General features: G+C 48.8%; 13 protein-coding genes. 5 read left to right on the forward strand and 8 right to left on the reverse strand.

Translation table 11 applies throughout. The features are described 5' to 3' along the window. The first annotated feature begins 14 nt into the window (after positions 1–14). Positions 15–1,148: a glycerate kinase gene (locus tag FB479_RS26490; protein WP_142067266.1), complete on the forward strand. Its 1,134-nt coding sequence runs from the start codon at positions 15–17 to the stop codon at positions 1,146–1,148. Positions 1,149–1,171: 23 nt separating this feature from the next. Here FB479_RS26490 and FB479_RS26495 read toward each other — a convergent pair whose 3' ends face one another. The 4 genes from FB479_RS26495 to FB479_RS26510 all read right to left on the reverse strand — a co-directional run bounded on the left by FB479_RS26495 (position 1,172) and on the right by FB479_RS26510 (position 5,461). Continuing rightward, the gene (locus FB479_RS26495) at positions 1,172–2,662 is read right to left on the reverse strand and encodes a glycosyltransferase family 4 protein (protein ID WP_142067267.1); all 1,491 of its coding nucleotides are present in this window, start codon (positions 2,660–2,662) and stop codon (positions 1,172–1,174) included. Between the two features lie 232 nt (positions 2,663–2,894). Next, positions 2,895–3,044 (reverse strand): 50S ribosomal protein L33, encoded by a 150-nt coding sequence (gene rpmG, locus FB479_RS26500; RefSeq protein WP_049742370.1) that lies wholly within the window; start codon positions 3,042–3,044, stop codon positions 2,895–2,897. 24 nt (positions 3,045–3,068) lie between these two features. Then, the gene (locus tag FB479_RS26505; RefSeq protein WP_106652613.1) at positions 3,069–4,283 is read right to left on the reverse strand and encodes a GTP-binding protein; all 1,215 of its coding nucleotides are present in this window, start codon (positions 4,281–4,283) and stop codon (positions 3,069–3,071) included. A gap of 221 nt (positions 4,284–4,504) precedes the next feature. After that, positions 4,505–5,461 carry a hypothetical protein gene (locus FB479_RS26510; protein ID WP_106652612.1) on the reverse strand — a complete coding sequence of 319 codons (957 nt, stop codon included), beginning with the start codon at positions 5,459–5,461 and terminating at the stop codon, positions 4,505–4,507. A 253-nt stretch (positions 5,462–5,714) separates the two neighbouring features. Between FB479_RS26510 and FB479_RS26515 the strand changes: the two genes are divergently transcribed. Genes FB479_RS26515 through FB479_RS26525 form a run of 3 tightly spaced genes read left to right on the forward strand, consistent with a single transcriptional unit; the run spans position 5,715 to position 9,205 of the window. After that, positions 5,715–7,079 (forward strand): hypothetical protein, encoded by a 1,365-nt coding sequence (locus FB479_RS26515; RefSeq protein ID WP_106652713.1) that lies wholly within the window; start codon positions 5,715–5,717, stop codon positions 7,077–7,079. A gap of 37 nt (positions 7,080–7,116) precedes the next feature. Continuing rightward, on the forward strand, positions 7,117–7,824 hold the full coding sequence (locus FB479_RS26520; protein WP_106652611.1) for a response regulator transcription factor: 708 nt from the start codon (positions 7,117–7,119) through the stop codon (positions 7,822–7,824). Then, complete coding sequence (locus FB479_RS26525) at positions 7,811–9,205, forward strand: sensor histidine kinase (protein ID WP_164724535.1); 1,395 nt, start codon at positions 7,811–7,813, stop codon at positions 9,203–9,205. The genes FB479_RS26520 and FB479_RS26525 overlap by 14 nt, the downstream gene beginning before the upstream one ends. A gap of 104 nt (positions 9,206–9,309) precedes the next feature. On the opposite strand, the gene FB479_RS26530 is transcribed toward FB479_RS26525, so the two are convergent. Further along, positions 9,310–9,942, reverse strand: coding sequence for a nitroreductase family protein (locus tag FB479_RS26530; RefSeq protein ID WP_106652609.1), 633 nt, complete (start codon positions 9,940–9,942; stop codon positions 9,310–9,312). 127 nt (positions 9,943–10,069) lie between these two features. On the opposite strand from FB479_RS26530, the gene FB479_RS26535 reads away from it, so the two are divergent. Next, positions 10,070–10,825 (forward strand): SDR family NAD(P)-dependent oxidoreductase, encoded by a 756-nt coding sequence (locus tag FB479_RS26535; RefSeq protein WP_142067268.1) that lies wholly within the window; start codon positions 10,070–10,072, stop codon positions 10,823–10,825. A 229-nt stretch (positions 10,826–11,054) separates the two neighbouring features. Here the strand turns inward: FB479_RS26535 and FB479_RS26540 are convergent, their stop codons facing one another. The 3 genes from FB479_RS26540 to FB479_RS26550 are packed head-to-tail and all read right to left on the reverse strand — an operon-like array spanning position 11,055 to position 13,406. Next, positions 11,055–12,728 carry a b(o/a)3-type cytochrome-c oxidase subunit 1 gene (locus FB479_RS26540; RefSeq protein ID WP_106652607.1) on the reverse strand — a complete coding sequence of 558 codons (1,674 nt, stop codon included), beginning with the start codon at positions 12,726–12,728 and terminating at the stop codon, positions 11,055–11,057. A 15-nt stretch (positions 12,729–12,743) separates the two neighbouring features. After that, positions 12,744–13,211 carry a cytochrome c oxidase subunit II gene (locus FB479_RS26545; RefSeq protein ID WP_007726119.1) on the reverse strand — a complete coding sequence of 156 codons (468 nt, stop codon included), beginning with the start codon at positions 13,209–13,211 and terminating at the stop codon, positions 12,744–12,746. Between the two features lie 27 nt (positions 13,212–13,238). Further along, complete coding sequence (locus FB479_RS26550) at positions 13,239–13,406, reverse strand: cytochrome c oxidase subunit 2A (protein ID WP_088910416.1); 168 nt, start codon at positions 13,404–13,406, stop codon at positions 13,239–13,241. Between the last annotated feature and the right edge of the window lie 201 nt (positions 13,407–13,607).

The raw sequence follows: 13,607 nt of genomic DNA on the forward strand, positions 1-13,607 counted from the left end.
GGAGGAACACCGTCATGAAAATTGTAATTGCTCCGGACTCCTTTAAGGGCAGCCTGACTGCCAAACAAGCGGGCGTAGCCATTCGCTCAGGGATTCGACGCGCACTCCCGCAAAGTGAACTCATCGTGAAACCGATGGCTGACGGCGGCGAAGGTACCATGCAATGCTTGGTTGATGCCACAGATGGAAGAATACTGACCGCCACCGTAAAAAACCCGCTCGGACAGGACATTGCTGCTGAATTTGGCATTTTGGGTGACGGTGTAACCTGTGTGATCGAAATGGCTGCTGCCTCTGGTCTTTACTTGATTTCTGCCGCAGATCGCAACCCGCTTGTCACGACGACCTATGGCTTTGGTCAGTTGATTACAGCCGGACTGGATCAGGGGTGCCGCAAGTTCATTCTGGGACTGGGTGGCAGCGCAACCAATGACGGAGGTGCTGGCATGCTCCAAGCTCTCGGATATGTGCTCCTCGACCAAGACGATCAGCCACTCTCTTTTGGAGGTGGTGAATTATCACGACTGAGCCGTATTGATACGAGCCAGGCTGATAAGCGGCTAGCTGACTGTCACTTCGTCATCGCGTGTGATGTCACCAATCCTTTTATTGGACCCAATGGCGCTTCTCACGTTTTTGGCCCGCAAAAGGGAGCCACACCAGAAATGGTGCTCCAATTGGATGATCATTTGCGCCATTTCGCTGACTTGATCGAAAAGACCCGCGGCATAGCCATTCACGATTTGCCTGGCACAGGTGCTGCGGGTGGTGTCGCTGGTGCCCTTCTCGCTTTTCTGAATGGTCAGCTGCGTTCCGGGATTGAGATTGTGATTGAGACGACCGGACTCGCAGAAGCCATGGACAAAGCCAATCTTGTTATCACAGGCGAAGGACAAGTCGATTTCCAGACGGCCCAAGGAAAGACGCCATGTGGAGTTGCCCAAGTCGCGCAACGATACGGCATTCCCGTCATCGTCCTCGCGGGTTCCATTGGAAATGGCATCGACACCCTTTATGAAAAAGGCGTTTCTGCCGTTGTCAGCATCACCAACAAACCGATGACGCTGGATCAATCCATGCACGAAGCCGCTTCACTTCTAGAGCAAACAGCCGAGCAGGTTATGCGGATTTATAGCCTGAAATCCTGATTGTCCACTTCAGCAGTATTGTGTTAACCGTATATGAGTGCATCGACAAGCCTTTGATAGCCGATAGCGGAAAAGAAATCGAAAGAGGCTTCCGTGGAATCATCACTCCCATCGGACTCATCATTTTCGGTACATAGATCGGCAACATTTTGGAAAACTCGGGTGCTGGTAATGCTATGGGGGCAGTCATCAAAGCAGCTCCAATCGTGGACATGCCATTCGTGCAAATCTGGACATTCATGGCAATCGGCAGCGCTGCTATGATCGTCAGCCTTGTTAACGTCTTTTATTTCTGGATCGTGTCCCACTTCTCCAAATCGAGCTTTACCACCGCTTATCGTGCCGAGACATTGGCCATACTCGTGGACGGTATTGCGGGGATTGTTATGGTCTTCATTTTGGAGCTCATTCTTTTGTAAAGCTTTTTCAGACTCGTAAATTTGGTTGAGTCTATCGGCTGTTGCTCGCCAACTAAATTTCTCCAAGGCAATTTGACGAGCTTCTTGCTTCATTTTCAAATACAGAGGCCTATTCATGATCAGCGAACAGATCGCATCGGCGAAGGCTTGCGGATTTTTATATTGATTGATCAGCAATCCAGAACGGCCATGCTGAATCACTTCTTTTATGCCCCCGTTTTTCGAGGCAACGACTGGCAATCCGGAAGACATCGCTTCGACGTTAACAAGGCCGAACGATTCATGCTTCTGCGAAGGACAAATGAACAAATCGGCTTTTCTAAACACGCGGTGGATACGACAATGAGGGATCGTACCTAGAAATTCGGCATGTACGCCAAATTTACGCGAGAGCGCCTGCAATTGTCTTGCATATTTGCTTGTTGATGATCCTCCTGCAATCATTACTTTGACAGGTTGGGCTACCTGTTTATTCACGAGCTTAGCTGCTTGCAGCAATATGGGAACGCCTTTGCGTGGAATAAGCCTGCCTGCGAACAATAAGGTGAAGGCACGGGGATGAGAGGTTTTTTGAATAGGGGAAAAGCGAGATGTATCAACGCCAAGCCATGCAACCCGGATTTTTCTCGACATACTAGGAAAACGAGCAGAAAGCCGACTTTCAAGCGATGAACTGTTAGTGATAATCAAGTCTGCTTTTCGTAATCCGGCCAAAGTCTCTGCCCGGCTGGTATGGGGAAAGTTGACAAAAGTCAACGAGTGAAGATACAAGGACACAGTAGCTTTCGGAAACATCGATTTAATCGGCCTGACGAACTCCGGGCGGTTATCAATTTGCAAAACGTCAAATCGGCGTTTTTTCAAGATTTTTTTCACATGGGTCAAATATTTCGCAGGACTGCCGGTAGAAACCCGATAAATCTGCACCCCATCGATAACAGAATACTTCGGATAACGAGGATGCGCTCTGCTGATGATCGAGACCGAGTGCCACTTACTCAATTCTTTGGCGATCGCCAGAATCGTAATTTCGACGGACCCCCCAAGAATGGGGGGGACGGGAATTTGCTCGGGGGCGATGATCACGATTTTCATACCGAACCCTCTCCTGTTTAAGAGCTAGGACTTGCAGCACACTCATCAAGTTCCTGCAAAAAAGGACCGATTCTTCTCATTCAAGCGGTGCCCATCGTAACCGCTTCATGCTCTTTTATCGCATCGCGCATCCGGGAAGGTTTTTTCATTTGATAGACACAAGTACATTTTATGTTTTGGTGATAAGAAGGTGTTGGGCAGGGTGCCTATGGTCTTCAGACATTTTTCGGAATCACTTTGTTTCCCTATGAAGGGTATAGCGCTTTAGTCGCGGGGAGTATTTTTTCAGCTCCAATCGCTCGGGATGATTCCGCTTGTTTTTGGTTGTGATATAGTTGCGATCTCCGGTTTCCGTGCATTGCAGGGTAATGTTCACACGCATGGATGTCAGCCTCCTCTTTTTTGGTTACAATGTCGTCTCGATAACAGCATCTGCTGTTGGGAGTGGATCGGGCAGCTCACTCCAGTCCGCCTCGTATTCCTCATCGTTCAGGAGACATGCATCGAGATGCTTCACGATTAGCTCCTGGTTCAGATCGATCCCGATAAAGACGAGCTCTGTCGTTCGATCTCCATGAACGGGATGCCATGTTTGCTGCCAGTCCGGCTCCTCTGCCAGAATGGCTTGTTGCTCTTCTGCCGATAACGCTGCTGTCCAATAGCCTGCCGCTCCAATTTCAATGGATGGTCCCGCCTGACTTAGTGTCATCGCCACGTCATTTCGTGTCGCCAACCAGAAAAAGCCTTTGGCACGCACGACCTCCTCTGGCCAATCCTCTAACCACTTTTCAAAACGGGCTGGATGAAATGGCATGCGTCTGCGATAAACGAAGGAGGAAATTCCGTACTCGTCCGTCTCAGGTGTATGCTCTTCCTTTTGCAGCTCAGCAAGCCATCCCGCTGATTGACTGGCAGTCTCGAAGTCGAACAGGTTGGTATTCAAAATTTCTTGCGGGTCTACCTGCCCACGAACAGCGCGGATGAAGCGTGCATTTGGCTGCAGCTTGCGCAGAACGGCTTCCAGCTGTATCAAATCGTCTGGAGCGACACGATCACATTTGTTCAGAATCAACACATCACAGAATTCAATCTGGTCGATCAAAAGATCCGCGACCTCACGGGTATCTTCTTCGCCAACTGCCTGCCCTCTGTCCAAAAGGTTTTCGCCAGACGAAAAGTCATGCCAGAAGCGGTACGCATCCACTACGGTCACCATCGTGTCCAGTCGGCACAAGGATGATAAATTGATGCCATTTTCTTCGTCTACGTATGTGAAAGTCTGGGCGACAGGAACCGGCTCGCCTACTCCCGTCGATTCAATCAGTATGTAGTCATACCGTCCTTCCAAAGCCAGACGCTCTACCTCCGTCAGCAAATCCTCTCGCAAGGTGCAGCAAATGCAGCCATTCGACAGCTCCACGACCTTTTCGTCCACACGTGAAAGACCACTGCCCGAGAGAATAAGAGAGGCGTCTACGTTTACTTCGCTCAAGTCGTTCACGATCACGGCGACTCGTAGCCCATCCCGGTTGTTCAGGACATGGTTCAGCAGCGTCGTTTTGCCCGCTCCCAAGTACCCGCTCAGGACTGTGACGGGAATTTTATTTTCGATCATGTTCATGCTAGGTTCTCCTTTTCAGCTTTCTCAAAACGTAATTATTACGATTTGTTGGTTATCATAACTCATCGAAACATTCGGAGTCAATATAAAACGTAATTATTACGATTTAAAAAACCGAAGAAACCTTCTCTCTTTTAAGAATGACTTTTTCACGATTAATCCTGCACATTAAAAAAATCAGCCAGATTTCACTCTGACTGATTTCCTCCACGCCTACTCCACTATTGTTTTTTCGCCTTATTCATCCCAACCGCTTCGCCATAAACCCCTATGACTGGCTGGTACGCCTGACGATCATTTAATTTCCCCTGCTCGACGACTGGCTGCGGGCGATTTTCTTTCCACGTAAGCTGACTGTACACATGACCTGTCGCAGTCGGCATCGTGACGAGGATGTCTTTCACCTGATCGGCATTGCCATCCGTGATGGCGAGCTTCGGAAGAATACCGCTGTCGCGTTTTCCTACAGAGATAAACGTCTGCTGATTATCCTTTCCTTCGAGAACCACGACACGCAGGTTTTTGGCCGTCTGATTCATCGATACGCCCATCTTATCGCCTACAAGCAAAATGTGATCCTTGATGTCGTCTCCGGTCACGTCTGCATACTTCGTATCAAGGACAAAGGTACTATCGCTCCCCATACTAAAGCCGCTATTGATCGTCTCGTCTGGCGACGGCATATTGTCCCAGTCTGCTTTTTGAACCGTTACCTGTAAAAGCTGCGGCTGTTTGTCGACGATGTTCCACACACTGGTCGCCACTGCCAAGCGATCCTCCGTATTCAGCCCATGCAAGGTTTGCTTGCCCATGTAGCGCAGGTTGCCTTTCGCATCCAGGAATGGCACCAGCTCCACCAGCTTTTGCGTATATCCATTGGTTGCCTTTTGCAGCTTACCATTGGCATGATAAATTCCTTGCTTCACATACGTAGCCTTATTGTCCGATATATCTACTGTACTCGTCGCTTTTGTTTTTGTATTCGTTACTTTTGCCACAAATCCATCGACAAATTGGATCGTGAACGGGATATTTTGCTCTGGTTGCAATAAGACTACCGGCGCGTACGCTTGCGATTGGATGCCGCTCGCTTGAACCGGGTCAGCTCCAACGCCCGAAGCCATGAGAACTGCGCCGCTGCAAAGAACTGCCGCCATCGTTTTGTGCCATGCTTTCATCCTATTCTCCTCCTTCGTATAGATAACATCCAACTCCTATCCTACATTTTTAAACGAAATTGCTAGGTCAATTGTTGCTAGTAAAATGTTCCCTGTTCTCTCGCACTTTTTTCCTGTATAAGGAAGCTTAGAACATGTTCGCTCGTTCTTGGAAAGCTCGAAAACGGTTTTTTTACCGTTTTGCAACAATTTTGCGGGATGGGCAAGCTACAATATAGTCAAATGGATGCAGCAACAGAAAGGAACATTTGAAATGAAAAAGGCTTGGCTCTTAACGACAGCACTCTGCGCCTCGCTTGTTAGCGGTTGCGGACTCACAGATACACCCAATGAATTGATGCGCGCCCCGTCAGCAGACGGAGATCAAAAATCGATCAATCAGGCCGTCATGCAATTTTTGCCGGCTGGGTCGCAATTATCTGTTCCTCTTCATCCCGCAGAAGCCAGTGCCGTCTCCCTACAGGATCTAAACGGGGATGGGGTTGCAGAGGTCGTCGCTTTTTACAAAACCGAAAAAACCGATTACGAAATCGGTGTGCTTGTGCTTACCCAAAAGCAAGGAAACTGGGAAAAGCTCTCCTCCTTTACTGGTGTCGGCAGCGAATTGGACTACGTCTCCTTTCAAGATCTCACAGGTGATAACATTCCAGAAATGCTGATTGGAATGGGGGGCGGCGAAGATTTGAACAAGGAGCTCTCCGTTTATTCGCTAGCGAATAATATGACCCAGGAATTGATGAAGCAGCCCTATACCATAATGGCAGTAGGCGATTTGACAGGAGATGATCACGCGGATCTCGCTCTCGTTGTTCTCGACAAAAATAACTTCACATCCAAAGCCGAGCTATATGGGGCGGCGAACGGCACAATCGCAAAAAAGACAGAGCTAGCCCTTGACGGATATGTGAATGGTTACTATCAGGCTATCATCGGTAAAGCATCGCCAACCCGAAACGGACTATTTATTGATGCTGGATTAGGTGCTCACTCTGCTTCCACTGAACTACTCCTCTGGGACAATGGACAACTGTCCAACCCTTTGGCAAAAATAGAAGGAGAGATGGACCTGACCTTCAAGCCATATTCTTTGGAAAGTGAAGATATCAACGGTGATGGCATCATCGAGATCGGCACGAAGATTCAACCCGCAGGGACAGAGGATTTGGCCATGGCGGAAATCCCTTGGGTCTCCTCCTACTTCCAATGGGACGGGAAAACGGGTTTGAAACATATCGAAGATCACTATCAACATTACACACAAGGGTTTGACCTCAAGATTCCGGCAAAATGGGGCGAAAAATACACCATCTCCATCAACCATGATACGAATCCACTGCTCATTCGATTCCTTTATTACGGAGCGAATGGCAAAAATAAGGCTGAATTACTAACGCTCCAAAGCATCCCTCAAAACGAATGGACCAAATTTGAAAGCGGATTGAAGCAAAAGCAAGTGCCCTACATTTTGCTGAAGGAAGAGGGAAAACAAGTCTTGATCGCCATTTTACCGCAAACGACACCTACCCTTGGAAAGGCTGCTCTCGCGGAATATCGTTCCATGCAGCTTACCGCAGAGGAAGTTCGTCAGCTCTACAAACCGATGACGAACCGGGAATAAAGTGAAATAGTAAATCCTTATCAAGGAGATTTGCCCTATGAAGGTTCTATTACTGGAAGACGAGAAATCCATCCGGGATTTTGTGCGCATCAATCTCAAGCGCGAGGGCTATGAGGTGATCGAGGCTGGCACCGGAGAAGAGGCACTTGATCTCGCAGATCAACAATCGGACATCGTCATTGCGATTCTCGACGTCATGCTCCCCGGCATCGATGGCTTCGAAGTATGCGGGCAGCTGCGAAAAAAATATCCGCGCCTCGGAATCATTATGTTGACGGCCAAAAGCCAGGAGCTAGACAAAGTCATGGGTCTCGAATTCGGGGCGGACGATTACGTCTCCAAGCCGTTTAGCCCAGCGGAACTGCTGGCCCGTGTCAAAGCGTTGCACCGCAGATTGACACCCATCCCTGAGGCCGAGGACAAAAATGAAATTAACATTGCCCCCTTCACGCTGCTGCTCGATGAACGCAAGCTGATTCGGGCGGATCAAGAAATTGACCTCACGCCAAAAGAATTTGCCATCATCAAATTACTCGCAGAAAACGCGAACAAAGCTATCAGTCGGGACGAGATTTTGACAGCAGTTTGGGGTCAATTTTTCGTCGGGGACTTAAAAATCGTTGATGTGAATATCCGCCGAATAAGGCAAAAAATCGAGGACGATCCGGCTCATCCAGCTTTCCTGGAGACCGTCTGGGGGTATGGCTACCTGTGGCGAAAGGACGTCCCAGATGAAAGGCATTAAGAGTAGGCTGGTTCTTCATTTTGGCCTAATCCTCCTTCTGATCGTACTGCTCTTGGAAGGACTGTTTTACTGGGCCGTTCATACGTATTACATCGGGACTGCGACCGAAGCATTAGTAACCCGCAGCACGACCTTCACCAATTTTATTAACAAGTACGCCACTGGCTATCGGTTAAAAGACAAAGCACGCTACATTTTGGAGAATGTTTCGAATCAGGAATACGCCAAAATTGAGGTTTTGGACCCAGGAGGAAAAGTCATTCTCAACTCCTACGGCTTTCAGACCAGTGAGATCATCAATACCCCTGACGTCATGGATGCCATCAAAGGACAAAGTGGTCTCTACATCGGGAACAGTCCACAGTCGCGGGAGCGTGTCATCGCGGTGTCCAATCCGCTTACGTACAGCGGAGAATTTGTAGGTGTTCTGCGGTACACGATCTCCGCTGAACCGCTTTATCAAGCTGTAAATCGCATTGCCTTGTACGGTGCTGGCGTTGGGACAGGCGTAGTCGTCCTCGCTTTTGCGCTCAGCCTGCTCATGGCAAAACGAATCGTCGACCCTATCGAAGATTTAACGAGTGCGGCGAAACAAATGGCGGAAGGAAATTTCGCTGTCCGGGCGCCAAAACGATTCGATGATGAGGTAGGAACCCTCGCAGATACATTCAATTACATGGCAGCGGAAATCGGGAAAAACGAAAAGCTGAAAAATGACTTCATCTCCTCTGTCTCTCATGAGCTGCGTACCCCACTTACGTCGATTAAAGGATGGGGCGAAACACTCATTTCCGGCGGCCTGGAAGAGCCTGAGGAGACGATGCTCGGTCTGGAAGTCATCTCCAAGGAGACAGATCGTTTGATCGGGCTCGTCGAGGAATTGCTCGATTTCTCGAAGTTTCAATCCGGTGAGATGAAATTGTCTCGCGAACGCATGGATGTCCGGGAGCTTCTCCATGATTTGCATCTTCAATTTTCAGTACGTGCCAATGCGAAACAAATCGAGTTGAAGCTGGAGACTCCCCCTACTCCACTAATGGTTATGGGAGACGCGAATAGACTCAAGCAAGTATTTGTGAATCTATTGGACAATGCGCTGAAATTCACACCACAAAACGGCTCGATTGTCATCGCAGCTTCCTTGTCAGGCGATCGGCTCCTTGTCACCGTCACGGATACTGGTGAAGGCATTAACCCGGAAGACCTGCCGCATGTCACAGAAAAGTTTTTCAAGGGACGTTCCAAGCTCTCTGGCAGTGGTCTGGGATTGGCGATCTGCAAAGAAATCATTCAACTCCATGCCGGGCGGTTTTCCGTCAGCAGCGCCCTTGGTCAAGGAACATCGATTATGGTGGATTTACCGTTGTTGGCGAATCAATAAGGCAGGAAGAGCGAATAGCTCCCTGGGAAAGATCTTACAAAAAAACTCACCCTTGCCGCATTTGTATGAGGCGTGGATGAGTTTTTTTCTGTTGGAACACGATATTAGAAGCTGTTTTGAATGACCAATTCTTCGAGGCCAAAACGGGAAGTCGAATAAGCTTGCACGCTTGCTTTCCCCAAAGTCAGCATGAGTGTTGGCAAATAGCGGGATGGGATGTTCAGCTCTTTAATGAGCGCATCACGGTTGTATCCACCCATTGGGCATGTGTCGTATCCTTTTGCTTTTGCCGCCAGCATGAGCTGCATCGCTGCATAGGACGAATTGCGGATTGCTTCATCACGAGCGATTTCCGGGTTGTTATTGTAAGCCCCTTCGATTTGCGCGATCATGGTCTCACGCACTTGTTCTGTAACGTATCCTTTTGCCAATGCTTCATCATAAACAGGGCGAGCAGACTTGTAAGCCTCCAGATCGCCGAGAATGATGATGGTAGCGTAAGCATCCACTACCTGCTGCTGATTGTATGCGATTGGGAGCAGTTTTTCTTTGATAGCAGGATCGGTCACGACGAGAAAACGCCAATGCTGCAAATTCCAGGACGATGGTGCGCTTGCTGCAAGACGCAGGATTTCGTTCAGCTCGCCTTGTGGAATTTTTTCATTTGGATCGTATTTACGCACGCTGTGACGGGCTTCCATTACCTGTTCAGCGGAAATTTTCACTTCTGTACTCATGGTTGAATCTCCTCCATACTGTATAGTACGTTGTTCAAAAGATACTACTTACTTTATTATCGTTACAAACATTTTGCAATTACTTTTTACAGTTCGCTTCATACCCTATTGTTTGGAGGCGCTCTCGATGAAATACACGGATAACATTGTCATCGTCACTGGCGGTGGCCAAGGCATTGGACGGGCTATTGCTACTATGTATGCTGCCGAAGGAGCACATGTCGTCATCGCCGAATACAATCGCGCTGCGGGAGAAGAAACTACCTCGCTAATCAACACGACAGAAGCAGTGAAAGGCACGGCACACTTCGAGCACATTGACGTCAGCGTTCCAGCGCAGATCGAACATTTAATGAGAACCGTCGATGAACGCTGGGGGCGGCTCGATGTTTTGATCAACAACGCGGGCTTGTCCGTTTGGGAATCTCCCTATGAACTGACCGTCGAAGCGTGGGACCATATCTTGAATACAAATTTGCGCAGTGTCTTTCTCGCATCGAGAGAAGCAGCCAAAATCATGCGTCGCCATGGCGGAGGCGCAATCCTTAATCTTTGTTCGACGCGGGCGCACATGTCCGAGCCACACTCAGAGGCATACGCGGCTTCCAAAGGAGGCATTTTATCATTAACACATGCGCTTGGTGTCTCACTCGGTCCCGATGGAATTCGTGTCAACGCGATCTCTCCTGGCTGGATTGAACACCGCGATTATGCCGATCTTCGCCCCGGGGATCATGCCCAGCATCCGGCAGGTCGCGTAGGTACACCCGATGATATTGCCCGTGCGTGCCTATTTTTGACGCAAAAAGACAACGATTTCATTACGGGTACTGAGCTGATTGTAGATGGCGGAATGACCCGCAAGATGATATACCAGCCATAAGCTAAACCAATGCCCTCCCTCTTGAATATGTTGTGCTAACAAGAGAAAAAGGAGGAGTTTGTATGCCATTTGAAGAGGAAGACCTCAGAATTCTCGCCCTATGGCTTTTGGCAATCGGGTATCTGATTCTTGCCTTTACCGAACTGGCAGCGCTAGAGTTTTTTTAAAAAGAATGAGCCGCTCGCTTCCCAACGGAATGAGCGGCTTTTTTCGTACGTATTGTATTGTCCTACCAAGTCACAAAAGGCGGCGAGCCTGGTGCTTGGTGCTGAATTTGTTCCATGATCGGATAACCGTAAGCGAGAATAATCAGGAAGGCCACAAGTCCAACCCATACAGGCCAACGCTCCAAAATTTTTGGAACCTCTTGCGTTGTCTCTGTCTCGGCAATCGGATATTCCGTATTTCCCTTTGGTGCGTAGAAAGTCAGATAAAGCAAGATCGCAATCAAGAGAATCGCGGATACGAACAGCAGTCCGCCACCAAACGCCATTACACGTTGATAATCCATCCAGCCCAAAGCTAATGGGTGGTCCATATACGTCGTGTAATCTGTGCGGCGTGGAGCCCCTTGCAAGCCCATTGTGTGCATGGCGAGCGACATCAAGAACATGCCTACTGCCCAAAATACCGTTTGCACCATTCCCATCCGATTCGCAGTCTTGGTCAACTGCCGTCCGGTCAATGCTGGAATCAGCCAAAAACTGACACCGAAGAAGGTGAGCGCAACAGCTGCTCCTACAGTGATGTGGAAGTGACCAGTTACCCAAATCGTATTGTGCACGACCGCGTTAATTTGGTTACTTGCGTTAATAATTCCCCCAGCTCCGCCAGGAATGAAGAACAGCATCCCTACAAATGGAGCAAAGAAACGTACATCTGTCCAAGGCAGTTTTTTGAACCAACCGAAAAGTCCAACTCCGCCTTTTTTGCGTCCAGTCGTTTCAAAGATGGCAAACATCGAAAATGCTGTCATCAAGGATGGGATTACAACAATCAGCGTCAGTGTAACGTGGATCATTTTCCATGCTGGTGAGATTCCCGGCTCCATCAATTGGTGGTGGAACCCGACAGGAATCGAGAACAACAGCAGGCAGATAAAAGCGAGTCGACTAAGCGAATCACTGAAGACGTGACCGCCGATGATTCTTGGCAAACATACATACCACGCCATATAAGCAGGCAATAGCCAGAAATAAACGAGCGGATGACCGAAAAACCAGAACAGCGTACGGCTAAGCATGACATTAATCGTTGGAACCAGCCCGAGTGACCACGGGATGAGTTGGAACAGAACCTCCACCGCTACAGGAATCGTCGCAGTAATCCACAGGATGTAAGTAGTGACGCCCATATAGAGGAAAAGCGGAGACGTTTTTCCTTTATTTTCGCGTTTCCATTTGCGATAGCTGGCAAAAACCCCGAATCCCGCCAGCCAGCTGCCAACTACAAGCAAGGCAGAACCAATGTAAAAGTATGGAGATGCTTTCAGTGGTGCGTAGAATGTATAAAGGACAGAGGCTTCATTCATCAGAATGGTGACAACAGCCATCAACGTCCCAAGCGTCATGAGAATCCAGCCGGCCCATCCAAATTTCAGAGCGGCTCCGTGCAAGGAACCACCTGTTGTGCGGGCGACTCCTGAGAAAATAAATCCAACGATGAAGTACGTGGTAAAAATAAGTGCCATCAACACGCCATGAGCGGTCAAAATTTGATAGTAATTTGTCCAGCTCGGCAGTTCCATGATTCCACCGCGAACCATGCCCTGTACCATCCCTGCCACAGCTGCCAAACCAAATGCAATATAAGCTACCCACACATAGGCCAAACTAAGACTTGCCGCAGAACGCTGAACCGGAACATGGGGGAGTGTATCGTCGATCTTCCGTGCGATTACCATAGGATTCACCTACCTTTATTTCACAATAATCGTGGTCGCCATTACCTGATGACCTGCGCCACAGTATTCGTTACAAAGGATCAAATACTCGCCTGGCTCGTCAAATGTGTGTGTTGCCGAGCTGATGTGTCCAGGCAGAACCATGAAGTTGATGTTGGTCTCTGGAATCTGGAATCCGTGAATAACGTCTGGACTCGTGACGTGGAAATTCACCGTTGCGCCGACTGGTATTTCCATCTTGGTCGGAGCGAAGCCGAACGCAAATGCTGTCATGTAAGCGTCGTATTCGTTGTCTCCTACCTGTTTCAAGCCTGGTTTATCAAAAGGAGGCGTCTCGGTAACCTTCTCCGGATCAATCATTTCCATATTACTTGGCGGAGCCATCCCCATGGCAAACGCATTGACGCACAACAATACAATAAATAAGGCCAAACCGCCTGCGCCGAGCATCAACCAGATTTTTTCATATCGATGCAAATGCATAAATAAGTACCCTCCTTTACTTCCTTATTACGCCCTATCCAGGAAAAGCCCGAATACACCCAACCAACCGACTAGAATAATACCTCCGACGATCAGAACCGCGACAAACGTTCCCTTCAAGTCTTCCTGGTCCGTTTGCAGCTTGCTGGATTTTGATTTTTTGCCTTTCGCCGCTTTGTCTACTTGCGTCTCCATCGCGCTCTTCTCCTTTCCTACGTGCCTCATGGGCGCGGTGTAGTTTTCACGCCTTCATTCTACCGCTGGAACCCCTTGGAAGTAATTCGGGGAAATCCCTTAAAATGTTCCGGGAAACCCCTGATTTCGACCGTTTTATGACCGTTTTCGGTCACAGGTTCGACACAAAAAAAGACGATCCCGTATTGGGATCGTCCTTGG

The sequence above is a fragment of the Brevibacillus sp. AG162 genome, from assembly GCF_006715575.1.
GTDB classification, from domain to species: domain Bacteria; phylum Bacillota; class Bacilli; order Brevibacillales; family Brevibacillaceae; genus Brevibacillus; species Brevibacillus brevis.

Bases quoted from the DNA above. Each gene is read 5' to 3' on its own strand.
- FB479_RS26540 (WP_106652607.1), bottom strand. From the start codon at position 12,728: ATGGTAATCGCACGGAAGATCGACGATACACTCCCCCATGTTCCGGTT.
- FB479_RS26520 (WP_106652611.1), top strand. From the start codon at position 7,117: ATGAAGGTTCTATTACTGGAAGACGAGAAATCCATCCGGGATTTTGTG.
- FB479_RS26550 (WP_088910416.1), bottom strand. From the start codon at position 13,406: ATGGAGACGCAAGTAGACAAAGCGGCGAAAGGCAAAAAATCAAAATCC.
- FB479_RS26495 (WP_142067267.1), bottom strand. From the start codon at position 2,662: ATGAAAATCGTGATCATCGCCCCCGAGCAAATTCCCGTCCCCCCCATT.
- FB479_RS26510 (WP_106652612.1), bottom strand. From the start codon at position 5,461: ATGAAAGCATGGCACAAAACGATGGCGGCAGTTCTTTGCAGCGGCGCA.
- FB479_RS26515 (WP_106652713.1), top strand. From the start codon at position 5,715: ATGAAAAAGGCTTGGCTCTTAACGACAGCACTCTGCGCCTCGCTTGTT.
- FB479_RS26535 (WP_142067268.1), top strand. From the start codon at position 10,070: ATGAAATACACGGATAACATTGTCATCGTCACTGGCGGTGGCCAAGGC.
- rpmG (WP_049742370.1), bottom strand. From the start codon at position 3,044: ATGCGTGTGAACATTACCCTGCAATGCACGGAAACCGGAGATCGCAAC.
- FB479_RS26490 (WP_142067266.1), top strand. From the start codon at position 15: ATGAAAATTGTAATTGCTCCGGACTCCTTTAAGGGCAGCCTGACTGCC.
- FB479_RS26530 (WP_106652609.1), bottom strand. From the start codon at position 9,942: ATGAGTACAGAAGTGAAAATTTCCGCTGAACAGGTAATGGAAGCCCGT.
- FB479_RS26525 (WP_164724535.1), top strand. From the start codon at position 7,811: ATGAAAGGCATTAAGAGTAGGCTGGTTCTTCATTTTGGCCTAATCCTC.
- FB479_RS26505 (WP_106652613.1), bottom strand. From the start codon at position 4,283: ATGAACATGATCGAAAATAAAATTCCCGTCACAGTCCTGAGCGGGTAC.
- FB479_RS26545 (WP_007726119.1), bottom strand. From the start codon at position 13,211: ATGCATTTGCATCGATATGAAAAAATCTGGTTGATGCTCGGCGCAGGC.